Source organism: Geodermatophilus pulveris (assembly GCF_900188375.1).
Taxonomy (GTDB): Bacteria; Actinomycetota; Actinomycetes; order Mycobacteriales; family Geodermatophilaceae; genus Geodermatophilus; species Geodermatophilus pulveris.
Genome location: NZ_FZOO01000001.1, coordinates 613758 through 639036 on the forward strand (window position 1 = coordinate 613758; position 25279 = coordinate 639036).

Annotated in this window: 30 protein-coding genes; 21 read left to right on the forward strand and 9 right to left on the reverse strand. The window is 76.7% G+C overall.

Annotation, left to right across the window (positions count from 1 at the left end):
* Nucleotides 1–13: 13 nt before the first annotated feature.
* The gene (locus CHB98_RS02990) at nucleotides 14–763 is read right to left on the reverse strand and encodes an IclR family transcriptional regulator (protein WP_425432507.1); all 750 of its coding nucleotides are present in this window, start codon (nucleotides 761–763) and stop codon (nucleotides 14–16) included.
* Between the two features lie 13 nt (nucleotides 764–776).
* On the opposite strand from CHB98_RS02990, the gene leuC reads away from it, so the two are divergent.
* Nucleotides 777–2195, forward strand: a complete 1419-nt coding sequence (gene leuC / locus CHB98_RS02995; RefSeq protein ID WP_089304079.1) for a 3-isopropylmalate dehydratase large subunit — start codon at nucleotides 777–779, stop codon at nucleotides 2193–2195.
* Between the two features lie 15 nt (nucleotides 2196–2210).
* Complete coding sequence (leuD, locus tag CHB98_RS03000) at nucleotides 2211–2810, forward strand: 3-isopropylmalate dehydratase small subunit (RefSeq protein WP_089304080.1); 600 nt, start codon at nucleotides 2211–2213, stop codon at nucleotides 2808–2810.
* A gap of 22 nt (nucleotides 2811–2832) precedes the next feature.
* On the opposite strand, the gene CHB98_RS03005 is transcribed toward leuD, so the two are convergent.
* From CHB98_RS03005 to cofC, 3 genes are read right to left on the reverse strand one after another with little or no spacing between them, the layout of a single operon-like run.
* The gene (locus CHB98_RS03005) at nucleotides 2833–3777 is read right to left on the reverse strand and encodes an NUDIX hydrolase (protein ID WP_089304081.1); all 945 of its coding nucleotides are present in this window, start codon (nucleotides 3775–3777) and stop codon (nucleotides 2833–2835) included.
* Nucleotides 3767–5815: an RNA degradosome polyphosphate kinase gene (locus CHB98_RS03010; protein ID WP_089304082.1), complete on the reverse strand. Its 2049-nt coding sequence runs from the start codon at nucleotides 5813–5815 to the stop codon at nucleotides 3767–3769. Before CHB98_RS03010 ends, CHB98_RS03005 begins: the two co-directional genes overlap by 11 nt.
* Before the next feature lie 48 nt (nucleotides 5816–5863).
* The gene (gene cofC, locus CHB98_RS03015) at nucleotides 5864–6517 is read right to left on the reverse strand and encodes a 2-phospho-L-lactate guanylyltransferase (protein WP_245820883.1); all 654 of its coding nucleotides are present in this window, start codon (nucleotides 6515–6517) and stop codon (nucleotides 5864–5866) included.
* Nucleotides 6518–6651: 134 nt separating this feature from the next.
* On the opposite strand from cofC, the gene CHB98_RS03020 reads away from it, so the two are divergent.
* Genes CHB98_RS03020 through CHB98_RS03030 form a run of 3 tightly spaced genes read left to right on the forward strand, consistent with a single transcriptional unit; the run spans nucleotide 6652 to nucleotide 9592 of the window.
* Entirely contained in the window at nucleotides 6652–7467 is an 816-nt protein-coding gene (locus tag CHB98_RS03020) for a lysophospholipid acyltransferase family protein (RefSeq protein ID WP_089304084.1), read from the forward strand.
* On the forward strand, nucleotides 7464–8459 hold the full coding sequence (locus tag CHB98_RS03025) for an NAD(P)H-dependent glycerol-3-phosphate dehydrogenase (protein ID WP_089304085.1): 996 nt from the start codon (nucleotides 7464–7466) through the stop codon (nucleotides 8457–8459). Before CHB98_RS03020 ends, CHB98_RS03025 begins: the two co-directional genes overlap by 4 nt.
* Entirely contained in the window at nucleotides 8456–9592 is a 1137-nt protein-coding gene (locus CHB98_RS03030; RefSeq protein WP_089304086.1) for a cystathionine gamma-lyase, read from the forward strand. The genes CHB98_RS03025 and CHB98_RS03030 overlap by 4 nt, the downstream gene beginning before the upstream one ends.
* Here the strand turns inward: CHB98_RS03030 and CHB98_RS03035 are convergent.
* A complete protein-coding gene (locus CHB98_RS03035; protein ID WP_089304087.1) occupies nucleotides 9589–10347 on the reverse strand; it encodes a CDP-alcohol phosphatidyltransferase family protein in 759 nt (252 codons plus the stop codon). The genes CHB98_RS03030 and CHB98_RS03035 overlap by 4 nt on opposite strands.
* A 116-nt stretch (nucleotides 10348–10463) precedes the next feature.
* On the opposite strand from CHB98_RS03035, the gene CHB98_RS03040 reads away from it, so the two are divergent.
* Together CHB98_RS03040 and CHB98_RS03045 are read left to right on the forward strand one after the other, a co-directional pair.
* Entirely contained in the window at nucleotides 10464–11615 is a 1152-nt protein-coding gene (locus tag CHB98_RS03040; RefSeq protein ID WP_089304088.1) for a D-alanine--D-alanine ligase family protein, read from the forward strand.
* A complete protein-coding gene (locus tag CHB98_RS03045; RefSeq protein ID WP_089304089.1) occupies nucleotides 11612–12256 on the forward strand; it encodes a DUF7373 family lipoprotein in 645 nt (214 codons plus the stop codon). Before CHB98_RS03040 ends, CHB98_RS03045 begins: the two co-directional genes overlap by 4 nt.
* 1 nt (nucleotide 12257) lies before the next feature.
* Here CHB98_RS03045 and CHB98_RS03050 read toward each other — a convergent pair whose 3' ends face one another.
* Both CHB98_RS03050 and CHB98_RS03055 read right to left on the reverse strand, forming a co-directional pair.
* Complete coding sequence (locus CHB98_RS03050) at nucleotides 12258–12809, reverse strand: DUF3515 domain-containing protein (RefSeq protein ID WP_245820884.1); 552 nt, start codon at nucleotides 12807–12809, stop codon at nucleotides 12258–12260.
* A gap of 74 nt (nucleotides 12810–12883) precedes the next feature.
* On the reverse strand, nucleotides 12884–13117 hold the full coding sequence (locus CHB98_RS03055; RefSeq protein WP_089304090.1) for an Lrp/AsnC ligand binding domain-containing protein: 234 nt from the start codon (nucleotides 13115–13117) through the stop codon (nucleotides 12884–12886).
* Between the two features lie 92 nt (nucleotides 13118–13209).
* Between CHB98_RS03055 and CHB98_RS03060 the strand changes: the two genes are divergently transcribed.
* Genes CHB98_RS03060 through CHB98_RS03070 form a run of 3 tightly spaced genes read left to right on the forward strand, consistent with a single transcriptional unit; the run spans nucleotide 13210 to nucleotide 15354 of the window.
* Nucleotides 13210–14244 carry a thiamine-phosphate kinase gene (locus tag CHB98_RS03060; RefSeq protein WP_089304091.1) on the forward strand — a complete coding sequence of 345 codons (1035 nt, stop codon included), beginning with the start codon at nucleotides 13210–13212 and terminating at the stop codon, nucleotides 14242–14244.
* Nucleotides 14228–14731 carry a GNAT family N-acetyltransferase gene (locus CHB98_RS03065; RefSeq protein ID WP_089304092.1) on the forward strand — a complete coding sequence of 168 codons (504 nt, stop codon included), beginning with the start codon at nucleotides 14228–14230 and terminating at the stop codon, nucleotides 14729–14731. Before CHB98_RS03060 ends, CHB98_RS03065 begins: the two co-directional genes overlap by 17 nt.
* Nucleotides 14728–15354, forward strand: a complete 627-nt coding sequence (locus tag CHB98_RS03070) for a cytidylate kinase-like family protein (RefSeq protein WP_089304093.1) — start codon at nucleotides 14728–14730, stop codon at nucleotides 15352–15354. The genes CHB98_RS03065 and CHB98_RS03070 overlap by 4 nt, the downstream gene beginning before the upstream one ends.
* A 76-nt stretch (nucleotides 15355–15430) precedes the next feature.
* Here the strand turns inward: CHB98_RS03070 and CHB98_RS22615 are convergent, their stop codons facing one another.
* Nucleotides 15431–15916 (reverse strand): endonuclease domain-containing protein, encoded by a 486-nt coding sequence (locus tag CHB98_RS22615; protein WP_089304094.1) that lies wholly within the window; start codon nucleotides 15914–15916, stop codon nucleotides 15431–15433.
* Between the two features lie 147 nt (nucleotides 15917–16063).
* Nucleotides 16064–16246, reverse strand: a complete 183-nt coding sequence (rpmB, locus tag CHB98_RS03080) for a 50S ribosomal protein L28 (RefSeq protein ID WP_425432354.1) — start codon at nucleotides 16244–16246, stop codon at nucleotides 16064–16066.
* Between the two features lie 173 nt (nucleotides 16247–16419).
* Here rpmB and CHB98_RS03085 point away from each other — a divergent pair, with 173 nt between their 5' ends.
* The 11 genes from CHB98_RS03085 to CHB98_RS03135 all read left to right on the forward strand — a co-directional run bounded on the left by CHB98_RS03085 (nucleotide 16420) and on the right by CHB98_RS03135 (nucleotide 25266).
* A complete protein-coding gene (locus tag CHB98_RS03085) occupies nucleotides 16420–18048 on the forward strand; it encodes a DAK2 domain-containing protein (RefSeq protein WP_089304096.1) in 1629 nt (542 codons plus the stop codon).
* A complete protein-coding gene (gene recG, locus CHB98_RS03090) occupies nucleotides 18048–20228 on the forward strand; it encodes an ATP-dependent DNA helicase RecG (RefSeq protein WP_218822217.1) in 2181 nt (726 codons plus the stop codon). The genes CHB98_RS03085 and recG overlap by 1 nt, the downstream gene beginning before the upstream one ends.
* A gap of 58 nt (nucleotides 20229–20286) precedes the next feature.
* The gene (rsmD, locus tag CHB98_RS03095; RefSeq protein WP_089304097.1) at nucleotides 20287–20841 is read left to right on the forward strand and encodes a 16S rRNA (guanine(966)-N(2))-methyltransferase RsmD; all 555 of its coding nucleotides are present in this window, start codon (nucleotides 20287–20289) and stop codon (nucleotides 20839–20841) included.
* Nucleotides 20838–21326, forward strand: coding sequence for a pantetheine-phosphate adenylyltransferase (coaD, locus tag CHB98_RS03100; protein ID WP_089304098.1), 489 nt, complete (start codon nucleotides 20838–20840; stop codon nucleotides 21324–21326). Before rsmD ends, coaD begins: the two co-directional genes overlap by 4 nt.
* Nucleotides 21323–22015 carry a hypothetical protein gene (locus CHB98_RS03105; RefSeq protein ID WP_089304099.1) on the forward strand — a complete coding sequence of 231 codons (693 nt, stop codon included), beginning with the start codon at nucleotides 21323–21325 and terminating at the stop codon, nucleotides 22013–22015. The genes coaD and CHB98_RS03105 overlap by 4 nt, the downstream gene beginning before the upstream one ends.
* A 109-nt stretch (nucleotides 22016–22124) precedes the next feature.
* Nucleotides 22125–22745, forward strand: a complete 621-nt coding sequence (locus CHB98_RS03110) for a YceD family protein (RefSeq protein WP_089304100.1) — start codon at nucleotides 22125–22127, stop codon at nucleotides 22743–22745.
* A gap of 1 nt (nucleotide 22746) precedes the next feature.
* Nucleotides 22747–22926, forward strand: coding sequence for a 50S ribosomal protein L32 (gene rpmF, locus CHB98_RS03115; RefSeq protein ID WP_089304101.1), 180 nt, complete (start codon nucleotides 22747–22749; stop codon nucleotides 22924–22926).
* Nucleotides 22927–22943: 17 nt separating this feature from the next.
* On the forward strand, nucleotides 22944–23768 hold the full coding sequence (gene rnc / locus CHB98_RS03120; protein WP_089304102.1) for a ribonuclease III: 825 nt from the start codon (nucleotides 22944–22946) through the stop codon (nucleotides 23766–23768).
* A gap of 4 nt (nucleotides 23769–23772) precedes the next feature.
* Complete coding sequence (mutM, locus tag CHB98_RS03125; RefSeq protein WP_089304103.1) at nucleotides 23773–24663, forward strand: bifunctional DNA-formamidopyrimidine glycosylase/DNA-(apurinic or apyrimidinic site) lyase; 891 nt, start codon at nucleotides 23773–23775, stop codon at nucleotides 24661–24663.
* Entirely contained in the window at nucleotides 24660–24926 is a 267-nt protein-coding gene (locus CHB98_RS03130; RefSeq protein ID WP_245820886.1) for an acylphosphatase, read from the forward strand. Before mutM ends, CHB98_RS03130 begins: the two co-directional genes overlap by 4 nt.
* A gap of 148 nt (nucleotides 24927–25074) precedes the next feature.
* Nucleotides 25075–25266 (forward strand): hypothetical protein, encoded by a 192-nt coding sequence (locus tag CHB98_RS03135; RefSeq protein WP_089304104.1) that lies wholly within the window; start codon nucleotides 25075–25077, stop codon nucleotides 25264–25266.
* The last annotated feature ends 13 nt before the right edge of the window (nucleotides 25267–25279 follow it).

The following is a 25279-nucleotide window of genomic DNA, read 5'->3' on the forward strand; positions in this document are numbered from 1 at the left end:
CCGTCCGCGCGGCTCAGCGGGCGGCGCGGGCGATGGCGCCGGCGGTCTCCAGCACCGCGCCGACCACCTCCGGGGCCGGGCGGCGGCCCAGCCGCTCGACCGGCCCGGAGATCGACACCGCACCGAGCACCCCGCCCCCGGCGTCGCGGACCGGCGCGGACAGCGACGCGACCCCCGGCTCCCGCTCGGCGACGCTGTGCGCCCAGCCGCGGCGGCGGACGTCGAGCAGCGTGCGGGCGGTGAAGCTGGCGGCCGGCAGCAGCGGGGTCACCTCGTCGGCGGGGGCGAAGGCGAGCAGCGCGTGGGCCGCCGAGCCTGCGGTCATCGGCAGCCGCGCGCCGACCGGCACGGTGTCGCGCAGCCCGTGGGCCCGCTCGGCGGCGGCCACGCAGACCCGGCTGGCGCCGTCCCGGACGTAGAACTGGGCGCTCTCCCCGCTGGCGTCCCGCAGCGCCGGGAGGTGCCGGCCGGCGACCGCGGCGAGGTCGGCGACCCCGCGGCCGAGCTCGGCCAGCGCCGGGCCGGGCGCCCACGCGCCGGCCGGGGTGCGCCGCACCAGGCGGTGGCCCTCGAGGGCGACCGCCAGCCGGTGCGCGGTCGCCCGGGGCAGCCCCGTGCGCTCCACGAGCTCGGCGAGGGTCGCGGGTTCGGCGGACACGGCGCGGAGGATGGCCACCGCTTTGTCCAAGACGGCGACGGGGTTAGGCTGTCCCACACAGCAATACTCGCATCCCACACAATGAGATGCCCAGCCCGGTCGCACTGCGGAGGTACCCGTGCCGAAGACCCTGGCGGAGAAGGTCTACGACGCCCACGTGGTGCGCAGCACCGCGGGCGAGCCGGACCTCCTGTACATCGACCTGCACCTGGTGCACGAGGTGACCAGCCCGCAGGCCTTCGACGGCCTGCGTGCCGCGGGCCGCACGGTGCGCCGGCCGGACCTCACGATGGCCACCGAGGACCACAACGTCCCGACGCTGGACGTCCTCAGCCCGATCGCCGACCCGGTCAGCCGGGCGCAGGTCGATGCGCTGCGCCGCAACGCCGCGGAGTTCGGCATCCGGCTGGCCCCCATGGGCGACCGCGACCAGGGCATCGTGCACGTCATCGGCCCGCAGCTGGGCCTGACCCAGCCCGGCACGACCATCGTCTGCGGGGACAGCCACACCTCCACCCACGGGGCCTTCGGCGCGCTCGCCTTCGGCATCGGCACCTCCGAGGTCGAGCACGTGCTGGCCACCCAGACGCTGCCGCAGTACCGGGCCAGGCAGATGTCCGTCACCGTGGACGGCGAGCTGCCCGAGGGCGTGTCGGCCAAGGACGTCATCCTGGCCGTCATCGCGCAGATCGGCACCAACGGGGCGGCCGGCCACGTCATCGAGTACCGCGGCAGCGCCATCGAGGCGCTGTCGATGGAGGCCCGGATGACGATCTGCAACATGTCCATCGAGGCCGGCGCCCGCGCCGGGCTGATCGCGCCGGACGAGACCACCGTCGAGTTCCTGCGCGGCCGCCCGCACGCCCCGCAGGGCGCGGACTGGGACGCCGCCGTCGCGCACTGGCGGACGCTGCGCACCGACGAGGGCGCGGTCTTCGACACCGAGGTCGTGCTGGACGCCGCGTCGCTGACCCCCTTCGTCACCTGGGGCACCAACCCCGGCCAGGGCCTGCCGATCTCCGGGTCGGTGCCCGACCCGGCGTCCCTCGCCGACGAGGGCGAGCGCCGGGCCGTCGAGCAGGCGCTGGCCTACATGGGCCTGACCCCCGGCACGCCGCTGCGCGAGATCGAGGTGGACACCGTGTTCCTCGGCTCGTGCACCAACGGCCGCATCGAGGACCTGCGGACCGCCGCGGCGCTGCTGCGCGGGAGGCGGATCGACGCCGGCACCCGGATGCTCGTCGTCCCCGGGTCGGTCGGGGTGAAGCTGCAGGCCGAGGCGGAGGGCCTGGACCGGGTGTTCACCGAGGCCGGCGCGGAGTGGCGCGGCGCGGGGTGCTCCATGTGCCTGGGCATGAACCCCGACCAGCTCCAGCCGGGGGAGCGGTCGGCCTCCACCAGCAACCGCAACTTCCAGGGCCGGCAGGGCAAGGGCGGGCGCACCCACCTGGTCTCCCCGTCGGTCGCCGCCGCCACCGCCCTCACCGGGAAGCTCACCGCCCCGGCCGACCTGGCCGACGTCCCCGCCGGCGTCTGAGAGAGGAGCCCCGCCGTGCAGCCCTTCACCACGCACACCGGCACGGTCGCGCCGCTGCGCCGCAGCGCCGTCGACACCGACCAGATCATCCCGGCCGAGTACCTCAAGCGGATCACCCGGACCGGCTTCGAGGACGGCCTGTTCGTCGCCTGGCGGAGGGACGAGCCGGACTTCGTGCTGAACCAGCCGCAGTACGCCGGCGCCTCGGTCCTCGTGGCCGGCCCCGACTTCGGCACCGGCTCCTCCCGCGAGCACGCCTGCTGGGCCCTGCTGGACGGCGGGTTCCGCGTCGTCATCAGCTCGCGGTTCGCCGACATCTTCAAGAACAACTCGACCAAGTCCGGGCTGCTGACCGTCGTCCTGCCGCAGGCCGAGGTCGAGGCGCTGTGGGACGCCGCCGAGGCCGACCCGGCCACCCCGGTCACCGTCGACCTGCGCGAGAGGCGGGTCACCCACGGCGGGCGCGCCGTGCCGTTCGAGGTCGACGACTACACCCGCTGGCGGCTGCTGGAGGGCCTCGACGACGTCGGGCTCACCGAGCGGCACCTGGCCGACGTCGAGCAGTACGAGGCCCGCCGCCCGGCCTGGCTGCCGCAGGTCCTGCCCGCGCGCTGACGCAGGCGAGGGGGGTCCTCCCTCAGCGGGCGGGGGTGTCCTCGGTGTCGGGCCAGAAGTCCCGGTAGTAGTCGGCCGCCAGCGCGCCGGGCCGGCCGGCCAGCACCCAGGTGCTGCCCTTGGCCGCCGGCGGGTGCGGCCGCGCGGCCTCCCCCTCCCAGCGGACGCCGAACTCCAGCAGCACCGACGGGATGGCCCCGCCCTGGCTGCACACCACGGTCGGCCCTGACCGCCCGTCCCGGCCGGCCGGCTCGAGCAGGCGCTGGAGGGTGGCGAGGGCCGCCGGCGGGTCCGCGGCGAACTCCTCCTCGCCCAGCTCGGGCAGGTCCTCGACGGTGAGCCCCAGGCGCTGCGCCAGGGGGGCCACGGTGTCCCGGCAGCGGGTGCGCCGGGCGGACAGGACGGCGGTCGGCCCGAACAACGGCAGCACCTCGGCCAGCCGCTGCGCCTGCTGCCGGCCGCGGGGCTCCAGCGGCCGCAGCTCGTCGGGCCCGTCCCAGTCGGCCTTGCTGCCGGCCTTGCCGTGCCGCACCAGCAGCAACGCGGGCTGCCGCGGGACGTCGGTGCGCGCCAGGTCGACGAGCACGGCGCGGTCGTGCGGGTGGGTGACCAGCGCGCAGGCCCGGTCGACGGGCAGCCAGCGCAGCTCGTCGACCTCCCGGTTGGGCTCGAACCCCCCGCCGACGACCCGCATCACCCAGTAGTCGACCAGCTTGGAGCCCTCGGGCACCCGGTACTGGGTGCGCAGGCTGCGCCGGCCGACGACCACCTGCAGCCCGGTCTCCTCGGCCACCTCGCGCACCGCCGTCTGCAGCAGGTGCTCGCCGGCCTCCGGCTTGCCCTTGGGCAGCGACCAGTCGTCGTAGCGCGGCCGGTGCACCAGCGCGGTCTCGATGCCGCCGCCGGCCGTCGGCCGCCAGAGCGCGCCCCCGGCCGCGCGCACCGGGCCGCCGGGCTCACCCGGCATGGTCCACCGCCGCGGCCATCAGCCCGGCCTGGTAGTCCCGCTCCCCGGTGCGGGTCCAGGTGCCGTCGCTGCCCAGCTCCCAGCAGCGCACGTCCCCGGCCATCGCCCCGTCGAACATCTCCTGCAGCTGGCGCTCGGCGGTGTCGTCGCAGACCCGCAGCAGCACCTCGACCCGGCGGTCGAGGTTGCGGTGCATGAGGTCGGAGCTGCCGATCCACCACTCGCCCTCCCCGCCCCCGGCGAACCACATCGCCCGCGAGTGCTCGAGGAACCGGCCGACGATGGAGCGGACCCGCACGGTCTCCGACAGCCCGGGGACGCCGGGCCGCAGCGAGCAGATCCCGCGGATCAGCAGCTCCACCGGGACGCCGGCCGCCGACGCGTCGTAGAGGGCGTCGATGAGCTCCTCGTCGACCAGCGAGTTCACCTTGACCCGGATGCCGGCCGGCCGGCCCTCGCTCGCGTTGCGGGCCTCCCGCCGGATCTTCTCGACCAGCCCCGGGCGGATCCCGTGCGGCGCCACCATCAGCCGGCGGTAGGACGTCTGGCGCGAGTAGCCGGTCAGGGTGTTGAACAGGTCGGTGAGGTCCGCGCCCACCCGCGGGTCGGCGGTCAGGATGCCGAGGTCCTCGTACAGCCGGGCGGTCTTGGGGTTGTAGTTGCCCGTCCCGATGTGGCAGTAGCGGCGGATGAGCGGGCCCTCCCGGCGCACCACCAGCGCGGTCTTGCAGTGCGTCTTGAGCCCCACCAGCCCGTAGACGACGTGGCACCCGGCCCGCTCCAGCGAGCGGGCCCAGCTGATGTTGGCCTCCTCGTCGAAGCGCGCCTTGATCTCGACGAGGACGACGACCTGCTTGCCGGCCTGGGCCGCGTCGATGAGCGCGTTGACGATCGGGGAGTCACCCGAGGTGCGGTACAGCGTCTGCTTGATGGCCAGCACGTGCGGGTCGGCGGCGGCCTGCTCGATGAAGCGCTGCACGCTGGTCGCGAAGGAGTGGTACGGGTGGTGAACCAGCACGTCCCCCTCCCGCAGCGTGGCGAACACGCTCTTGGGCGTCTCGCCCTCCGACAGGCGCGGGTGGGTGGCCGGCACGAACGGGTCGTCCCCGAGCTCCGGGCGGTCCAGCTCGTAGAGCTCCCACAGCGCGGCGAGGTCCAGCAGCCCGGGCACGTGGACGACGTCGGAGGCGTCCACCTCCAGCTCCGAGACCAGCACCTCGAGGACCTCCGGGTGCATCGGCTCGGCGACCTCCAGCCGCACCGCCGGCCCGAACCGGCGGCGGGCCAGCTCCCGCTCGAGGGCCTGCAGCAGGTCCTCGTCGCGGTCCTCCTCGACCTCCAGGTCGGCGTTGCGGGTGACCCGGAACAGGTGGTGGTCGATGACGTCCAGGCCGGGGAACAGCGCCGGCAGGTGCGCGGCGATGAGGTCCTCCAGCGGCAGGAAGGCCGCCGTGGAGTCCACCGCCACCGGCACGAAGCGGGGCACGTTGTTGGGCACCTTGAGCCGGGCGAAGCGCGCGGCGTCGGTGTCGGGGTCGCGCACCCGGACCGCGAGGTTCAGCGACAGGCCGCTGATGTAGGGGAACGGGTGCGCCGGGTCGACCGCCAGCGGCGTCAGCACGGGGAACACCTGGTCGCGGAAGTACTCTCGCAGCCGGGGGAGCTCCGACTCGCCCAGGTCGTGCCAGCGCACGATCCGGACCCCGGCCTCCTCCAGCCGCGGGGTGATGTCCTTGGTGAACACGTCGGCGTGCCGGTGCACCAGGTCGCGGGTCCGCTCGCTCACCCGGGCCAGCTGCTCGCGGATGGTCAGCCCGTCGGGCGAGCGCACGGTCAGGCCGGTGCTCTGCCGGCGCTTGAGGCCGGCGATGCGGACCATGTAGAACTCGTCGAGGTTGCCCGCGAAGATCGCCAGGAACTTCACCCGCTCCAGCAGCGGCACGGAGTCGTCCTCGGCGAGCTCCAGCACGCGGGCGTTGAAGTCCAGCCACGACAACTCACGGTTGATGTACCGGTCGGCGGGTCGGGTCGGGGCCACGGGGTCATCGTGCCGCAGTCCGGTGGCCGGCGGGTGACCGCCGCGGGGTCAGCCGGCGGCGTGCCCGGCGGCGCCGAGCAGCGCGGCGGTCCGCGGCCCGACCCCGAGCGCCAGGGCGGCACGCAGGTCACCGGGCGTGTCGACGTCCCGGGCCAGGCCCGGCCAGCGGCCGGTCAGCCGGACCGCGCCGCCGGCCGCGTGCCGCCGCGCCGAGCCGGGCCCGAACGCGGGGGACAGCCCGGTGCCGGCGGCGGTGAGCAGCGTCGTCCCGGTGCCCTGCGCGTCGGCCACGAAGCACCGGCCCGTGCCTCCTGCCGTGGCCTCCGCGGCGGCCAGCGCCGCGGTGAGCTCCGCCGGGCGCAGCGCCGGCAGGTCCGACGACAGGGCCGCCACCGCGCGGGCCCCGGTGGCCCGGGCGCCGTGGGCGAGCGCCGCGTTGAGGCCGGCGTCCGGTTCGTCGGGCACCGTGCGCGCGCCCAGGGCGCGCACCTCGGCGGCCGCGGCCGGGTCGTCGGTGACCACCAGGACGCCGCCGACGGCGGGGGAGGACAGCGCCGCGGCGACGGTGTCGCCGAGCAGGGCCAGCACCAGCCGGTCGTGCGCGGCCCCCGGCGGCCCGGCGACCGCGCCGGACCGCGGCCGCAGCCGGGTCTTGGCCAGCGACAGCCGCTTCGCCGGGACGACGACCGACCACGCGCGCACGGCGCCAGTGTGGACACACCCGCCGACACCCGGCCGACGGACCCGGTGCGCCCTCCGGGACAGCCGAGGGTCGATCATGGGGGGATCGCAGACCCGGCCGGACAGGCGCCGGGCGGCACGGAGGGGAGGGGCCGGTGACGCAGGACGGGTCCCCGGACGCCGGGGGGACGCGGCGCGCCCCGGCCGCGCGGTCCCGGTGGCGCACCCGCCGGCCGCTGACGCCGGCGCTGCTGTTCTGCGTGCTGGTCATCTACCCGGCCACCGTGCTGCTGTTCCGGATGCGCTACCGGCACGCCGAGCGGTTCCCCCGCACCGGGCCGGTGCTGCTGGTGGCCAACCACGTGTCGGTGCTGGACCCGCTGGCCTGCGCCCGGCTGGTCTGGGACTGCGGCCGCGTGCCGCACTTCCTGGCCAAGGAGTCGCTGTTCACCGGGTGGGCGGGCCGGCTGCTGCGGGGTGCCGGGCAGATCCCGGTGGCCCGCGGCTCGGCCGACGCCCGCACCTCGCTCGCGGCCGCCGAGGCCGACCTCGCCGCCGGCAACGTCGTGGTCATCTACCCCGAGGGGTCGGTGACCCGGGACCCGGACTGGTGGCCGATGGAGGCGCGCACCGGGGTGGCGCGGCTGGCGCTGGCCACCGACGCCGTCGTCCTGCCGGTGGCGCAGTGGGGCCCGCAGCGCGTGCACGACTACCACGCCAAGCGGCTGCACCCGCGGCTGCGCGCGCCCGCCGAGTACCTGGTCGGCGAGCCGGTCGACCTCACCGACCTGCGGGCGCGAGCGCGCGCCGGGCGGCCGATGACCGGTGACCTGCTGCGGCAGGTGACCGACCGGATGATGGCCAGCGTGCGCGACCAGCTGGCCGAGCTCCGCGGGGAGCCGGCCCCTCCCACGACCACTCCCCACCCCCGGCGTGCGCTGCCCGGCGACCTGCCGGGGAGCGCCGCGTGACCCGCGTCGCCGTCCTCGGCGCCGGCTCCTGGGGCACCACGTTCGCCAAGGTGCTGGCCGACGCGGGCTGCTCGGTGCTGCTGCACGCCCGCCGGCCGGAGCTGGCGGGGACGATCGGGGAGACGCGGCAGAACCCCGACTACCTGCCCGGCATCCGGCTGCCCGACCGGCTGCGGGCGACCGCCGACCCCGCCGAGGCGCTCGCCGGCGCCGAGATCGTGGTGCTCGCCGTCCCCTCCCAGTCGCTGCGGGCCAACCTCGGCGAGTGGGCGCCGCTGCTGCCGGCCGACGCGGTCCTGCTGTCGCTGATGAAGGGCATCGAGCTCGGCAGCACCAAGCGGATGAGCGAGGTGATCTGCGAGGTCACCGGCGCGGGCCCGGACCGGGTCGCCGCGCTGTCGGGCCCCAACCTGGCCCGCGAGATCGCCGAGGAGCAGCCGGCCGCGACCGTGGTGGCCTGCCCCGACCGCGAGCGGGCCGCCCAGGTGCAGGCCGCCTGCCACACCCCCTACTTCCGGCCGTACACGAACGCCGACCTGGTCGGCTGCGAGCTCGGCGGCGCGGTCAAGAACGTCATCGCGCTGGCCTGCGGCATCACCGAGGGGATGGGCTTCGGCGACAACACCCGGGCCTCGCTGATCACCCGCGGCCTGGCCGAGACCGCCCGGCTGGGCGCGGCGCTCGGCGCCGAGCCGACCACCTTCGCGGGGCTCGCGGGCCTCGGGGACCTGGTGGCCACCTGCAGCTCCCCGCTGTCGCGCAACCGCACCTTCGGCGAGCGGCTGGGACGCGGGATGTCCGTGGAGGAGGTGCAGCGGGGCACCCGGCAGGTCGCCGAGGGGGTCAAGAGCTGCCGGCCGGTGCTGGACCTGGCCCGGGCGCGCGGGGTGGACATGCCGCTCACCGAGGCCGTCGTGCGGGTGTGCCACGAGGGCGTGCCCGTGCCGCAGATGGTGAAGGAGATCATGTCCCGGGAGGCGAAGCCGGAGTGAGCGGGCAGACCGCGTGGGGTGACGGCACCCGGTCGGTGCGGGCCGGCGAGGAGCCGCCCGTGCCCGGCGCGCCGATGCGCCCGTCGCCGGTGTTCGCCGCCCCCTTCCACCTGGGCGACCGCCCGCCGGGCGCCGACGGCGCGGACACCTACGCCCGCACCGGCCAGCCGACGCTGCGCGCCTTCGAGGCCGCCGTCGGCGAGCTGGACGGCGGTCGCTGCCTGTCCTTCGCGACCGGCATGGCCGCGATCAGCGCAGCGGTGCTGGCCGTCGTCCGCGCCGGCGACCGCGTCGTGCTCCCCTCGGACGGCTACTACGCGACCCGGCTGCTGGCCCGCGACGAGCTCGAGCGCTACGGCGTGACGGTGCAGTACGTGCCGACCCCGGAGATCGGCGCGGTGGCGGCCCGCGGCGACCTGGCGGGCGCGCGGTTCGTGATGCTGGAGACGCCGAGCAACCCGCTGCTCGACGTCTGCGACGTCGCGGCGGTCGCCCGCGCCACCCGCGCCGCCGGAGCTGTGCTGGCCGTCGACAACACCACCGCCACCCCGCTGGGGCAGCGGCCGCTGGAGCTGGGCGCCGACCTGACCGTCGGCGCGGACACCAAGGCGCTCACCGGGCACAGCGACCTGCTGCTCGGCCACGTGAGCACCGCCGACGACGCGCTGTACGCCCGGCTCAAGGACTTCCGCGACCACACCGGCGCCACGCCCGGCCCGTTCGAGGCCTGGCTCGGGCACCGCTCGCTGAGCACCCTGGACCTGCGGCTGGCCCGCCAGGCGGCGACCGCCGCGGCCGTCGCCGACCTGCTGGCGGCGCACCCCGCGGTGGGCGGCGTGCGCTGGCCGTGGCGACCCGGCGACCCCTCCCACGAGCTGGCCTGCCGGCAGATGCTGCGCCCGAACGGCGTGGTGTCCGCCGAGCTGCCCGACGCGGCGGCGGTCGCGCGGCTGGTGGGCGCCAGCCGGCTCTGGGCGGCGGCCACCAGCTTCGGCGGGGTGCACAGCACGGTCGACCGGCGGGCCCAGTGGGGCGGTGACGCGGTCGGCGAGGGGTTCGTGCGGCTGTCCTGCGGCATCGAGGACACCGCGGACCTGGTCGCCGACCTCCGCACCGCCCTCGACGCGGTCTAGCCGACGGGCGCGGGCTCGCCGCGGCGGCGGTGCGCCGCCCGCGCGGTCAGCCACAGGCTCACGCCGACGTAGTAGCCGATGTAGGCCAGCGACAGGGTCACCACGACCGGGTGCGGGTCGGGCACCTGCAGCAGCAGGACGCCGTAGAGCACCAGCCACGCCGCCGTCAGCACCAGGCTCAGGCCGTGCAGGACGGGGGTGCGCGAGGGGTACAGGTAGCGGACCGGCACGAACACCAGCAGCGAGCAGACGACCAGCACGGTCGCCACGAGGCCCGGCGCCAGGTCCAGCACGATGGCGTAGAAGGCGACCACGTTCCAGTAGCTCGGGAAGCCCAGGAACGTGTGGTCCTCGGTCTTCGCGTCGATCCGGCAGAACTGGTAGCTCGACGCCAGCAGCGGCAGCGCGGCCACGACCCACCCGAGGGTGCCGGCCGGCAGCGACCCGGTGGTCCACAGCAGCACGACCGGGGCGAAGGCGTAGGTGAGGTAGTCGACGATGTCGTCGAGCCGGGCGCCGTCGAACCAGGGGATCGTCTCCTTGACCCGCAGCCGGCGGGCCAGCATCCCGTCGGTGCCGTCGACGACGAGGGCGACCAGCCCCAACCACAGGGCGGCCACGGCGTCGCCCTCGAAGGCCGCCAGCACGATGAGCAGGCCGAGCACCGAGCCGCTGGCGGTGTAGAGGTGGACGGCGGCCCCGGCCAGCCGCAGGCCGAGCGGGGGGGACGCCGTCCCGGCACTGTTCTGGGCCATCGCGACTGAGGTTCCCACACCGGGGGTGCACCGGCGCCGTCGTGCCCGTCGCCGGGGCCGGCCGCGTCGCCTCCACTAGGGTCGGCCGCGATGAGCGGACAGCCGGGGAAGCCGCTGTGAGCGGGCCAGTGCAGCGGTTGCGGGTGGCGGTGGTGTTCGGCGGCCGCAGCGCGGAGCACCCCATCTCCTGCGTCTCGGCCGGGGCCGTCCTCGCGGCCCTGGACCGCGACCGCTACGACGTCGTCCCCGTGGGCATCACCCGCGCCGGCGCCTGGGTGCTGCCCGACCCCGGCCTGCGGCTGGCGATCGTCGACGGCGCGCTGCCCGAGGTCACCGGCGGGACGGCGGTGACGCTCGTGGGCGACCCGGCCGGGCCCGGGCTGCTGCGCCTGGACGGCGGGGGCGAGCGGATCGGGCTCGACGTCGTCTTCCCGGCGCTGCACGGCACCCACGGCGAGGACGGCACGGTCCAGGGACTGCTGGAGATGAGTGGCATCCCCTACGTGGGCTCCGGGGTCTTCGCCAGCGCGGCGTCGATGGACAAGGAGTTCACCAAGAAGCTGCTCACCGCCGCCGGGCTGCCGCAGGGCGACCACGTGGTGCTGCGCGACGCCGCGGGCGCGCTGACGGCCGACCCCGGCGCGCTGGACGCCGCCGCCCGCCAGCGGCTGGGCCTGCCGGTGTTCGTGAAGCCCGCGCGGGCGGGGTCCAGCATCGGGATCACCCGGGTGACGGACTGGGCGCAGTTCCCCGAGGCCGTCGCGACCGCCGCCGCGGTGGACGCCAAGGTGGTCGTGGAGGCCGCCGTGCCCGGCCGGGAGATCGAGTGCGGCGTGCTGGCCGGACCCGGCGGCGGGCCTCCGGAGGCCAGCCTGCCGGCCGAGATCCGGCTGCACCCCGGCACCGACTGGTACGACTTCGCCGCCAAGTACCTCGACGACGCCGCCGACTTCGACGTCCCGGCCGACCTGACCGCCGAGCAGACCCGCGCGGTGCAGGAGGCGGCCCGCCGCGCCTACCTGGCGCTGGACTGCCGGGGCCTGGCGCGGGTCGACTTCTTCCTCGGCGCCGGCCCGGACGGCGCCGAGCGGCTGGTGGTCAACGAGGTGAACACCATGCCGGGGTTCACGCCCATCTCGATGTACCCGCGGATGTGGGCCGCCTCCGGGGTGGACTTCGCCGCGCTGGTGGACCGGCTGGTCGAGGTGGCCCTGGCCGGCGTGAGGGCCACCGGCCCGGCCGCGGCGCTGGACGGCACCTGGGCGTGACCCCGCCGGCGGTGGTCCGGCACGGCGGGCCGGCGCTGCTGCTGGCCCTGCTCCTGGGGTGCACCGCCCCGCCGGACGGCGGCCCCCCGGCTCCCGGTGCCGCGGCGACCCCGGAGGCGGTCGCGGAGCTGGAGCCGCTCGTCGTCACCGCGGTGCCCTCCGGCCTGCCCCGGGTACCGGACGACTCGCTGTCGCCGCCGGCCGGGGCGAAGTCCGTCCAGGACGTCGCGGGCTACGCGGAGGACGCCGACCGCGAGCGCGAGGTGCTCGACGACTACGGCTACCTCTTCGGCTGGGAGCGCTACTGGGGGTCGGGGTCCGGCCGGCTGACCACCGTCGCCGTCCACCGGTTCGCCACCGCCGAGGGCGCCGGGACGTTCACCGAGGACGTCGCCGCGCACGACGCGCGGGTCTACGGCGGCCGGCTGCAGGCCGACCCGGCGGAGCTGCCGGCCGGCTGCTCCCTGCTGGTGCTGCCCGACGGCGCCCCGGCGGCGCGGGTGGCCTCGCCCGCGGCGTTCACCTGGTGCCCGCACGGGGTGTTCAGCGTGTCGGTGACCGCGGTGGCCGGCTCGGTGGAGGTCGCCACCGGGGAGGCGCGGGCGGTCACCGCCGCCCAGCTGGACCGGCTCCCGGGCTGACTCAGCCGCCGGCGCCGATCGGCTGCAGGGGCAGGGTGTCGTTGATGACCGGGGCCAGCGCGGTGACCGGGGCGCTGTCGGTGTCGGCGGAGACGGTGACCTGCAGGTACACCGGCCGGTCGACGGCGGTCCAGACGACCCGGTCGGGGTCGGTGGTGTCCACCAGCCAGTTGACCCCGCTGATCTGGATCAGCGGGGACGTCGGCTCCAGTGCGGCCGGCCGCTCGACGCCGCAGACGAGCACCACCGGCGGCTCGCCCCAGGCGTAGGCGAAGGGGGAGTCGGAGTCCACCGGGCGGGACTGCTCGCCGGCCAGCTCCAGCGGCAGCTGTCCCATCAGCGCCGGGCAGGCGGCCTCGGCCTCCGGGGTGACCGGCGGCACCGGCACCGGCAGCGGGGGGAGGTCGGCGCGACCGGGCACCGGGGAGCCCTCGACGTCGGCCACCGCGTCGCCGTCCGGCCCGCCGGCCGGCTCGTCGTCGCCGAGGACGCGGGTGAGCACCAGCAGCACGACCACCAGCGGCACGACGACGGCGGTGACGAGCAGCGCCACCCGCCGCAGCGGGTCCTCCGCCCGGGGCGGCGGCGTCGGGTCGCCGGCGGGCCCGGGGCTCTCGGTCAGGGTGCTCAGATGTTGACGACGGGGCAGGTCAGCGTCCGGGTGATGCCGTCGACGGACTGCACCCGGGCCACGACCAGCCGGCCGAGCTCGTCGACGGTCTCGGCCTCGGCGCGCACGATCACGTCGTAGGGGCCGGTGACGTCCTCGGCCTGGGAGACGCCCGCGATCTCGCTGATGGTCGACGCCACCTGGGCGGCCTTGCCGACTTCGGTCTGGATCAGGATGTAGGCGTGGACCACGGGAGACCCTTCCTCGGGCGGCGCTGCAGGTGCGGCGTCCGCGCCGCTGGGCGGACAGTTGCGCAACCTACCGCAGCACGTTGGAGGAGCCGGTGAGTCGTCCCCGTCCGCTGGTCCCACGGACCGACCCCGCCGACAGCGTCCGGGTCGTGGGCGAGTTCGGCGTCATCGCCCGCGTGCTGGCGCGCTCCGGCGTGGCCCGGGCGGCCGAGGTCGGGCCCGGGGACGACGCCGCCGTCCTGCGCACCCCCGACGGCCGGGTGGTCGCCACCACCGACGTCCTCGTCGAGGGGCGGCACTTCCGGCGGGACTGGTCCTCGGCCGAGGACGTCGGGCACAAGGCGGCGGCGGCCAACCTGGCCGACGTGGCCGCGATGGGCGCGGTGACGACCGCCCTGCTGGTCGGGCTCGCCTGCCCGCCGGACACCCCGACGACGTGGCTGGAGGGCGTCGCCGCCGGCCTGGCCGCCGAGTGCGCGCCGCTGGGGGCCGCGGTGGTCGGCGGGGACACGGTGTCGGCCGCGCCGGGCAGCGGCGCCGTCGTCCTGTCGGTGACCGCCCTGGGCGACCTGGGCGGGCGGGCCCCGGTGCTGCGCTCCGGTGCCCGGCCCGGCGACGTGCTGGCCCTGGCCGGGCGGCTGGGCTGGTCGGCCTGCGGGCTGGCCGTGCTGCGGCGCGGGTTCACCAGCCCGGCCGCTGCGGTGGCCGCGCACCGGCGGCCCACCCCGCCGTACGCGGCCGGACCGGCGGCGGCCGGCGCCGGGGCGACCGCGATGTGCGACGTGAGCGACGGGCTGCTGGCCGACGCCGGGCACCTGGCCCGGGAGAGCGGCGTGCGCATCGACGTCGACCGGGCCGCGCTGGTGCGGGCCACCCTGGAGCCGCCCGGTCCGCTGCAGCAGGTGGCCGCCGCCCTCGGCGGGGACCCGATGGCCTGGGTGCTCACCGGCGGGGAGGACCACGCCCTGCTGGCCACCTTCCCCGCTCGCCGGCCCCTGCCCGAGGGCTGGACGCCGGTCGGCGCGGTCCGCGCCGGCCAGCCGGGGGTGTGGGTGGACGGCCAGCCGGCGGAGGCGGTGGCCGCGGCCGTCGGGGCGGAGGGGACCGGTCATGCGCACTTCCGCTGAGCCCCGGCTGGCCGACGGCCGTCCGGTGGCCCTGCGCGCGGTCCCCTACGACGACCCGCTCGCCCGCGAGATGGTGTCCCGCGTGCAGCAGGAGTACGTGGCGCGCTACGGCGGCCCGGACGAGGCGGTCGTCGACGCGGCGCAGTTCGAGCCGCCGGCCGGGCTGTTCCTCGTCGCCGAGGTGGGCGGCGTCCCCGCGGGGTGCGGCGCCTGGCGGGTGCACGCGCCCGGCGTGGCCGAGGTCAAGCGGGTCTACGTGGCGCCGGTGTTCCGGCGGCAGGGGCTCGCGCAGCTGCTCATGGCCGCGCTGGAGGACAGCGTCGCGGCCGCCGGGCACCGGTCGGTGGTGCTCAACTCCGGGCCCGAGCAGCCCGAGGCGCTGGCGCTGTACGCGGGCCTGGGCTACACCCCGGTGCCCGGGTACGGCGTCTACGCCGACGCGCCGGGCGCGGTGCACCTGGGCAAGGACCTGGCGGGTGGGCGGTGAGCGGCGTCGTGACCGTCTCGGCGTCCTACGGCGCCGGGGGGGCCGAGGTCGGGCCCGCCGTCGCGGCCAGGCTGGGGACGCTCTTCCACGACCGCGCCATCCCCGCCCGGGTGGCCGGGCGGCTGGGCATCCCGGTGGCCGAGGCGGAGGCGAACGACGAGACCGTCGCCCGGGGGCTCTGGCGGATCGTCGCCTCGCTGGGCTCCATGCCCGACCCGATGGGCGGCGTCGTCCCGGTGACCGAGCAGCTCGACGAGCGGACCTTCCGGCTGCAGACCGAGCGGGTCGTGCGCGAGATCGCCGACGGGCCGGGCGGGGTGGTGCTGGGCCGGGCCGCCGCGATGGTCCTCGGCGACCGGCCCGACGCCCTGCACGTGCGCCTCGACGGGCCCGCGGAGCGCCGGCTGGCCGCCGCCGTGGCCCGCAGCGGCCGCCCGCCGGAGGAGGTGCGGCGGGAGATGCGCGCCAACGACGCCGCGCGGGAGGGGTACGTGCGCCGCAACTACCGCGTCGACCCGGCCGCACCGGGCAGCTACCACCTGGTCATCGACAGCACCGCGCTGCCGCTGCTGACCGTCGTCGACCTGGTGGTCGAGGCTGCCCGCGGCCGCGGCATCGCGTGAGCGCCGGGCCGTTCCCGGCGAGATCGGCGATCTCGCACGGATCCGGGCCCCGCAGCGTGCGAGATCGCCGATCTCGTCAGCGGAGGGCGCGGCGGATCTCCGCGACGACCCCCGCAGGGCGGCCCAGGACGTCGGCCGAGGTGAACCGCAGCACCGTCCACCCCGCGGCGACGAGCCGGTTGTGCCGGCGCAGGTCGTTGACGAACACGTCGCGCTCGCGGTGGACGTCGCCGTCGAACTCGACGAGGACCGGAGGTCCCGCTCCTGCATCGGGATCTCGATGCCCCCGAGCCCGGCGGCCGTCCGGTGGCTGACGACGGCACCGGGCGGGGCGGTGAGCAGCACGGCGGCGAGCCGAACGGTCGCCTCCGCGGCCACCCCCTGCGGCAGGTACGTGTCCCGCGACAGGCGGACCACCGCCGGGTGCTTCAACTGGCGGTCGGTGATCCCGGCCGCACGGACCATGGCGCGGGTCGCGGGTCCGGTCTGGCGGGACACGGGGCGTCGACGGGGCACCGCGGCAGCCTGCCGGGGACGACGCGGGTCCACCTGCGTCGTCCACAGGGCGGGCGAGATCGGCGGTCCCGCACGGATCGGGGGACGCAGGCGAGTGAGATCGGCGATCTCGCCGGGGGAGTGGCGAGCTGCGGACGCGACGGAGCCCGGGGTCCGAGGACCTCCGGGCTCCGGTCGAACGGTGACCGCTGCGTCAGGCGCGCACGACCTTGCCCGCGCGGATGCAGGAGGTGCACGCGTTGATGCGGCGGCGGTTGCCCGGGGCGACGAGCGCCTTCACGGACTGGATGTTCGGGTTCCAACGGCGCGGCGTGCGGCGGTGCGAGTGCGACACCGACATGCCGAAACCGGGCCCCTTGCCACAGACGTCGCACACGGCAGCCACGGTGGATCACTCCCAGAGATTCGTTTCGCGGACGGCGGCACGCCGACGCGCCCGCACACAAGACCTCCGAGGAGTCTAACCGCTCCCCGGCCGGGACGTCGGAGGGGTCGCCGGGGCCCGCTCGCGCACCCGGGGCTGTCGGCCCGGCTGGGTAGTCTCCGGCCGTGCTGCGGGCGCTCGACGACGCCGCGGTCGGCCAGTGGTGCCGGGCCGCGGTCGACGCGCTGTCCGCGGCCCGGGGGCGCCTGGACGACCTCAACGTCTTCCCCGTGCCCGACGGCGACACCGGCACCAACCTGCTGGCCACGGCCCGGGCGGCGCTGGCCGAGCTGGAGCAGGCGCCGCCGGGGGGCACCGAGCCGGTGTGGGCGGTGATGGCCCGCGGCGCGGTGCTGGGCGCCCTCGGCAACTCCGGCACGATCCTCGCCCAGCTCGTCCGCGGGCTCGCCGACCAGCTCGCCGGGCAACCGCCGGCCGACGGGCCGACCCTCGCCGCCGCCCTGCAGAAGGCCGCCGACACCGCCTACGGCGCGGTCGCCGACCCCGAGGAGGGGACCTTCCTCACGGTGGCCCGCGCGGGCGCCGAGGCCGCGGGGGCCGCGGTCGCCGGCGGGCACACCGGGCTGGCCGAGGTGGTGCGGGCCGCCGCCGACGGCGCCCGGGCCGCCCTGGAGCGGACGCCGGGGCAGCTGGCCGCCCTGCGCGAGGCCGGCGTGGTCGACGCCGGCGGGGCGGGGCTGTGCCTGGTCCTCGACGCGCTGGTGGCCACGGTGACCGGCGTCGGGCCCGACCGCCCGCCGCTGGTCCGCCGGCCCCGGCACGGGGCGCACGCCGGGCACCACCACGGCCCGGACCCCGGCGACCTGCCGCACCAGCCGCCCGCCGGCCCGGGCAGCGAGGTCCAGTACCTGCTGGCCGGCAGCGACGAGGCCGCCGTGGCCCGGCTCCGGGACCGGCTCGCCGCGCTCGGCGACAGCCTGGTGGTCGTGGGCGTCGACACCCCGGCCGGGCGCGAGTGGAACGTGCACGTGCACGTCAGCGACGTGGGGGCGGCCATCGAGGCCGGCATCGAGGCCGGCCGCCCCCACCGCATCTCGGTCAGCCCGCTGGCCCCGGTGCGGTCCCCGGCGCCGGTGCCCGGGGCGCGCGCCGTCGTGGCGATCGTCCCCGACGGAGGCCTGGCGGAGCTGTTCCGCGGTGGGGGCGCCACCGTCGTCCCCTGCGGGCCGGGCGGCGTCACCGAGGACGACGTGCTCGCCGCGGTCCTGGGCTGCGGCGCGGCCGGCGTCGTCGTGCTGCCCAACGACGCCGACCTCACCGCCCCGGCCGCCCGCGCCGCCGAGCGGGCCCGCGAGGAGGGACGCGAGGTCGCCGTGGTCCCCACCCGGTCGCCGGTGCAGGGCCTGGCCGCGCTCGCCGTCGCCGACCCGGCCCGGCGCTTCGGCGACGACGTCATCACCATGGCCGAGGCGGCCGCCGCGACCCGCTGGGCGGAGGTCACCGTCGCGGAGCAGGAGGCGCTGACCAGCGCGGGCCGCTGCGTGCCCGGTGACGTGCTCGGCTCGGCGGACGGCGACGTGCTGCTCGTGGGCGGCGCCGCTCCGGCGGTCGCCTGCGAGCTGCTGGACCGCCTGCTGTCCGCCGGCGGGGAGCTGGTCACCCTCGTGCTCGGCCCCGACACCGACCTCGCCGCCGCCGTGCTGGCCCACCTGGCCGGCCGGCACCCGACGGTCGAGGTGACCCGCTACGACGGCGCGCCCGAGGGGGTCCGGCTGCAGGTGGGGGTGGAGTAGTGGCCGTCGACATGGCGACCCGGCTGGACCGGGTGCTCGGCGCCAGGACGGCCAGGGCGATGGCCGAGTCGCTGGACCTGCACACGGTGCGCGACCTGCTGCGGCACTACCCGCGCCGCTACGCCAGGCGCGGTGAGATGACCCGCCTGGACGACCTGCAGGTCGGCGACCGCGTCACCGTGCTGGCCCAGGTGCGCACGGTCAGCACGCGGAAGATGCGCAACCGCCCGGGGTCGCTCACCGAGGTCACCGTCGGCGACGGCGCCGGCACCATGCAGCTGGTCTTCTTCAACCGCCGGCACGGCGACCTCACCGCGGGCGCCTGGGGACTGTTCGCCGGCACGGTCGGCGAGTACCGCAGGAGCAAGCAATTCGCCCACCCCGACTTCCACCTCATCACCGGGGACGACGACACCGACTGGGCCCGCGCGCTCATCCCGATCTACCCGGCGACCAAGGAGGTGTCCAGCTGGGTCCTGCAGCGGTCCGTGAAGCTGCTGCTGGACGCCACCGGCGGCTTCGGCTTCGTCGAGGACCCGCTGCCCGAGCGGCTGCGCGCCCGCCACGGGCTGCCCAGCCTGGCGGCCGCGCTGCTCGACGTGCACCGGCCCACCTCCGACGACGACGTCGAGCGGGCGGCGCACCGGCTCAAGTGGGACGAGGCGCTCACCCTGCAGCTCACCCTCGCCGCCCGCCGCCGCGCCGCCGCGCTGGAGCCCGGCGTGGCCCGGCCGCGGCGGGCCGGCGGGCTGCTGGACGCCGTCGACGCCGCGCTGCCCTTCGCCCTCACCGACGGGCAGCGCGAGGTGGGAGAGGAGCTGGCCGCCGAGCTGTCCCGGGAGCAGCCGATGCACCGGCTGCTGCAGGGCGAGGTCGGCGCCGGCAAGACGGTCGTCGCGCTGCGCGCCATGGCGCAGGTCGTCGACGCCGGCGGGCAGGCGGCGCTGCTGGCCCCCACCGAGGTGCTCGCCGCCCAGCACGCCCGCAGCATCGGCGCCATGCTCGGCCCGCTGGGCCGCGCCGGCGAGCTGGACGGCGACCCGGCCGGCACCCGCGTGGTGCTGCTCACCGGGTCGCAGAAGGCCGCCGCCCGCCGGGAGGGCCGCGCCGCGGTCGCCGGCGGCAGCGCCGGCATCGTCGTCGGCACCCACGCGCTGCTGCAGGAGGGCGTGGAGTTCGCCGACCTCGGGCTGGTCGTCGTCGACGAGCAGCACCGCTTCGGCGTGGAGCAGCGCGACGCGCTGCGCGCCAAGGGCAACCGGCCCCCGCACGTGCTGGTGATGACCGCGACGCCGATCCCGCGGACGGTCGCCATGACCGTCTACGGCGACCTGGAGACCTCCACGCTGCGCCAGCTGCCCGGCGGGCGCGGCGGCGTGGCCAGCTCCGTGGTCCCCGTCCGGGACCGGCCGGCCTGGCTGGACCGCGCCTGGGAACGGCTGCGCGAGGAGGTCGCCGCCGGCCGGCAGGCCTACGTCGTCTGCCCGCGCATCGGGGAGGACGCCGCGAGCGGGGAGGAGCCCGACGAGGCCGGCGGCGCCGCGGCCGAGGGCGGCTCGGACCGCCGTCCGCCGCTGGCCGTCCTCGACGTCGCCGAGGAGCTGCGCGCCGGCCCGCTGGCCGGGCTGCGCCTGGAGGTCCTGCACGGCCGGCTGGCCCCGGAGGTCAAGGAGGCCACCATGCGGGCCTTCGCCGCCCGCGAGGTCGACGTGCTGGTCGCCACCACCGTCGTCGAGGTCGGCGTGGACGTGCCCAACGCCACCGTGATGGTGGTCATGGACGCCGACCGGTTCGGCGTCAGCCAGCTGCACCAGCTGCGCGGCCGCGTCGCCCGGGGGGAGCACCAGGGGCTGTGCCTGCTGGTCTCCGAGGCGTCCCCCTCCTCGGCGACGGGCCAGCGGCTGGCCGCGGTGGCCGCCACCTCCGACGGCTTCGAGCTGGCCCGGCTGGACCTGGAGACCCGCCGCGAGGGCGACGTGCTCGGCGCCGCGCAGTCCGGGCGCCGCTCGGGCATCCGGATGCTCTCGCTGCTGGAGGACGAGCAGCTCATCGCCGAGGCCCGCGCGGAGGCCACCGCGCTGCTGGCCACCGACCGCGGCCTGGCCGACTTCCCCAGCCTGGCGATGGAGGTGGCCGCGCTGGCCACCGACGAGCGCGCCACGTACCTGGAGAAGACATGAGAGAGGACCCCGTCCTCCTCACCCCTCGCAGGCTCGGGGCGAGCCTCGGGACGGGGCCATGACCAGGCTGGTCGCGGGGGTCGCGGGCGGGCGCCGGCTGCGGGTGCCGCCGTCGGGCGTGCGGCCCACCGGCGACCGCGCGCGGGAGGGGCTGTTCAACACCCTCTCGACGCTGCTGGACCTCGAGGGCGCCACCGTCCTCGACCTCTACGCCGGCTCCGGTGCGCTCGGGCTGGAGGCGCTCAGCCGCGGCGCGGCGCAGGTGGTGTTCGTGGAGCACGCCCCCCGCGTGCTGCCGGTGCTGCGGGCCAACCTGGACGCCGTCGGCCTGCCCGGCGGACGGGTGGTGCCGGGCTCGGTGCCCACCGTCGTCGCCGGGGCGCCGCCGGCCCGCTTCGACCTGGTCCTCGCCGACCCGCCCTACGCCACGCCGCCGGCCGACGTGGTCGGCGTGCTGCAGGCGCTGGTCAGCGGCGAGTGGCTGGCCGAGGGCGCCGTCGTGGTGGTCGAGCGGCCGAGCCGCGAGGCGCCGTTCGCCTGGCCGACACCCCTGCGCGGCCTGCGCGACCGCCGCTACGGCGAGGCGGTGCTCCGGTACGGTCGCTGTCCGTGAGACGTGCCGTCTGCCCCGGGTCGTTCGACCCCGTGACCAACGGGCACGTCGACGTCATCACCCGGGCCGCGGCCCTGTACGACGAGCTCGTCGTCGCCGTGCTGGTCAACCCCGGCAAGGCCGGGCTGTTCACCGTCGACGAGCGCATGGCGCTGCTGCGCGACGCGGTCGCCGACGTGCCCAACGTGCGGGTCGACAGCTTCCAGGGCCTGCTCGTCGACTACTGCCGCGCCCACGACGTCCCGGTGATCGTCAAGGGGCTGCGGGCGGTCAGCGACTTCGAGTACGAGCTGCAGATGGCGCAGATGAACCGCGAGCTGGCCGCGGTGGAGACGCTGTTCGTCCCCACCGCCCCGCAGGTCGGCCACCTGTCCTCCAGCCTGGTCAAGCAGATCGCCACCTTCGGCGGGGACGTCTCCGGCCTGGTGCCCAAGGCCGTGCACGAGCGGCTGGTCGCGCAGCGGGAGCGGGAGGGCAGTCCGTGACCGAGGTGGTGTACCGCCTGTACGAGGTCGTCGACGAGCTGGGCAGCGTCATCGAGAACGCCCGCAGCGTGCCGATGTCCGGCGGGACGTGCATGGTGTCCCGCGACATGCTGCTCGACCTGCTCGACGACCTCCGGGAGAACCTGCCCGCCGAGGTGCACAAGGCCGGCGCGATCGTGGAGCAGCGCACCGAGATCCTCCAGCAGGCGCAGGCCGAGGCCGAGCGGCTGACCGGGCGCACCCGCAGCGAGACCGAGCAGGTCGTCGGCGCGGCCCGCCGGCAGCGGGAGGAGATCCTCGGCACGGCCCGGCGGCAGCGCGACGACCTGCTCACCCGCGCCCAGGCCGAGGCCGAGGACCTGCTCGCCCGCGCCGAGGAGGAGGCCGAGCAGATCGTCGAGCAGGCCCGCCGGCACCACGAGGCCGTCCTCGCCGACGCGCAGGCCCAGCACGCGGAGATCCTGGCGGCCGCGCAGGCCGAGCACGAGCGGCTGGTCAGCGAGACCGAGGTCTACCGCGGCGCCGTGGACCGCGCCGACGAGCTGGGGGCGCAGACCGCGGCGGACGTCGCCCGCATGCGCACCGAGGTCGACGAGTACGTCGACAGCCGGCTCGCCGACTTCGGCGGCACGCTGGAGCGGATGCTGCGCTCGGTGGAGAAGGCCCGGTCCAGCCTCCGCGCGACCTGAGCCGGGACGGCGCCGTCCGCGCGATCGGGTAGGCTGACCTCCTGGTCCGACCGCCGGAGGTCCCGTACCCCCGCCGGGCCCTTCCCCGCTGCCTACCGCGAGTACCGACATGCCTGCCGCACCGCTGCCCCGCTCCGGCGCCGCGTCCCCGGACGCCCGGCGTCCGGCCGCCAACCCCTGGTCCGTGGACCTGCGCGAGCTCGGCCGCCGGGCCGGGTCGATGCACGAGCTGGAGCGCTCGCTCCCCGCGCCCGCCGACTGGCGGGTGGAGCTCATCGGCGTCCCCGAGGGCGCCCCGGTCGCGCTGCGGCTGCGGCTGGAGTCGGTGATGGAGGGGGTGCTCGTCTCCGGCGAGGTCGACGTCCCCGTCGCCGGCTCCTGCGCCCGCTGCCTCGAGCCGGTCGAGGACACCCTGGAGCTCGACGTCCAGGAGCTGTTCGCCTATCCGGGCAGCACCACGGAGGCCACGAGCGAGGAGGACGAGGTCCGCTCCGTCGAGGGCGAGCACATCGACCTCGAGCCGATGGTCCGCGACCTCGTCGTGCTGAGCCTGCCGCTGGCGCCGACCTGCACCGACGACTGCGCCGGGCTGTGCGTCGACTGCGGGCAGCGGCTCGACGACCTGCCGGCCGACCACACCCACGAGCAGCTCGACCCGCGCTGGGCCGGGCTGGCCGCACGACTCGCCGCACCGGGCACCCCCGGCGCGGCCGACCCAGAGGAGAACTGACGTGGCCGTCCCGAAGCGGAAGATGTCCCGCTCCAACACCCGCGCCCGGCGTTCGCAGTGGAAGGCCACCGCGCCCACCCTGACGCCGTGCCCGAACAAGGCCTGCGGCCAGCCCAAGCCGCCGCACCAGGCCTGCCGGAACTGCGGCCAGTACGCCGGCCGCCAGGTCCTCTCCGTCTGACGCCGGTCGCACCAGCCGTGGGGACGACGCCACCAGGCGCCCGGCCGGCCGCCGACGGGTCGGCCGGCCGCTCCCCGGCCGGTGCCGCGCACGCCGACCGCGCGGCCGCCTGGCTCCTCGACGCCCTCGGCATCGAGCTGCCCGGCGGCCTGCTCGCGCTGGCCCTGACCCACCGGTCCTGGGCCTACGAGCACGGCGGGCTGCCCACCAACGAGCGCCTGGAGTTCCTCGGGGACTCGGTGCTCGGCCTGGTCGTCACCGACGAGCTCTACCGGCGCCACCCCGAGCTGCCCGAGGGGCGGCTGGCGAAGCTGCGCGCCTCCGTGGTCAACATGACCTCCCTGGCCGGCGTCGCCCGCCGGCTCGGCGACGGCGGCTTGGGCCCGCACCTGCTGCTGGGCCGCGGGGAGGAGACCACCGGCGGCCGGCACAAGGACTCGATCCTGGCCGACGCGGTGGAGGCCCTCATCGGCGCCGTGCACGTCGGCCTCGGCCTGGACGCCGCGGCGGCCATCGTGCACCGGCTGTTCGACCCGCTGCTCGACCAGGCCGCCACCCGGGGCGCCGGCCTGGACTGGAAGACCAGCCTGCAGGAGCTGGGCGCCCGGCTGGGCCTGGGCGCCCCGGCCTACCAGATCGAGGACGCCGGCCCCGACCACGCCAAGACCTTCACCGCCGCCGTCGTCCTCGCCGGCACCGTCCACGGCCGCGGGGCCGGGCGCACCAAGAAGGCCGCCGAGCAGGAGGCCGCCGAAGCCGCCTGGCGGGCGCTGTCCGACGTCACGCCGGAGGGGGCGCCCCGGGACGGCGAGGCCGTCGCAGCCGTGACCGGCGCGGGCTGAGCGCGTGCCCGAGCTGCCCGAGGTCGAGGTGGTCCGGCGCGGCCTGGAGCGCTGGGTCGCCGGGCGCACCGTCGCCACCGTCGAGGTGCACCACCCACGCGCCGTCCGCCGGCACCTGGAGGGCACCGGCCACTTCGTCGCCGCCCTGACCGGCCGTACCCTCACCGCCGCCCACCGCCGCGGCAAGTACCTGTGGCTGCCGCTGGCCGAGACCGACGGCACCCCCGCCGGGCAGGCGCTGGTCGCCCACCTCGGGATGAGCGGCCAGCTGCTGGTGGAGAAGCCCAGCCAGCCCGACGGCACGCACCTGCGCGCCCGGTTCACCTTCACCGACGGCGGCCGGGAGCTGCGCTTCGTCGACCAGCGCACCTTCGGCGGGCTGGCGGTCGAGCCGTGCGCGGGAGAGGAGATCCCGGCCCGGCTGGCGCACATCGCCATCGACCCGCTGGACGGCTCCTTCGACACCGACGCGTTCAGCGCGGCCCTGCGCCGCCGGCGCACCGAGGTCAAGCGCGCCCTGCTGGACCAGACGCTGATCGGCGGGGTCGGCAACATCTACGCCGACGAGTCGCTGTGGCGGGCCCGGCTGCACGGCGCCCGCCCCACCGACCGGCTCACCCGGGCCCAGGTGGCCGAGCTGCTGGAAGGGGTGCGCGACGTGCTCACCGAGAGCCTGGCGCAGGGCGGGACGTCCTTCGACTCCCTCTACGTCGACGTCAACGGGCGCAGCGGCTACTTCTCCCGCCACCTGGCGGTCTACGGCCAGGCCGACCGGCCCTGCCCCCGGTGCGGGACGCCGATCGTGCGCGAGTCGTTCATGAACCGCTCCAGCTACAGCTGCCCGCGCTGCCAGCCGCGGCCCCGTTCGTCACCCGCCCGCCCGAGGCGGCCGTGAGGCGGGTCGTCGCCCTGGTCGGAGGTTCGGTGCAGGGCGTGGGCTACCGGTGGTTCGTCCGCGGGCGGGCCACCGCAGCGGACCTGGCCGGATCGGCGACCAACCTCCCCGACGGCCGCGTCGAGGTCGTGCTCGAGGGTCCGGACGCCGCGGTGGCCGCCGTCCTGGCCGATCTCGACGGTCCACGGGCGCCCGGCGCGGTGACGTCGGTCGACGTCCGTGACGAGCCGGTGCAGGGCGTCCGCGGGTTCACCACGACGTGACGAACGCGACACCCGCCTGACACGATGGGTCTGCAGTGTGCCCGTTGACCTGCGTGTCCGGGCCTGTCACCCTGGGGACACAGGACCGCGCCGACCGTCGTACGGGGCGCAGGTCATCCCCTCACGCAGTCGAAAGGCCGTTGTCGCCATGGCCAAGGCCCTGTTCGGTCACGTCGTCGCCCCCGCGGAGCTCCGAGTAGTCGAGGAGAACGCCGTCCTGCGGGCCCGGGTGCGTCGTCTGGAGCAGGAGCTGGAGGCGCTCCGCGCCCAGCGGGACGCCGCCATCGCCCACGAACTGCTCAGCCTCGCCGGCGACAACGCCGAGCCCGCGCTCGCCTGAAGAAGGACCCCTC

What these genes read in the sequence shown, in the direction of transcription:
- CHB98_RS03135 (WP_089304104.1), top strand. Translation starts at nt 25,075, where the DNA reads ATGGCCAAGGCCCTGTTCGGTCACGTCGTCGCCCCCGCGGAGCTCCGA.
- CHB98_RS03035 (WP_089304087.1), bottom strand. Translation starts at nt 10,347, where the DNA reads ATGGCCCAGAACAGTGCCGGGACGGCGTCCCCCCCGCTCGGCCTGCGG.
- CHB98_RS03005 (WP_089304081.1), bottom strand. Translation starts at nt 3,777, where the DNA reads ATGCCGGGTGAGCCCGGCGGCCCGGTGCGCGCGGCCGGGGGCGCGCTC.
- CHB98_RS03065 (WP_089304092.1), top strand. Translation starts at nt 14,228, where the DNA reads ATGCGCACTTCCGCTGAGCCCCGGCTGGCCGACGGCCGTCCGGTGGCC.
- CHB98_RS03110 (WP_089304100.1), top strand. Translation starts at nt 22,125, where the DNA reads ATGCCTGCCGCACCGCTGCCCCGCTCCGGCGCCGCGTCCCCGGACGCC.
- rsmD (WP_089304097.1), top strand. Translation starts at nt 20,287, where the DNA reads ATGACCAGGCTGGTCGCGGGGGTCGCGGGCGGGCGCCGGCTGCGGGTG.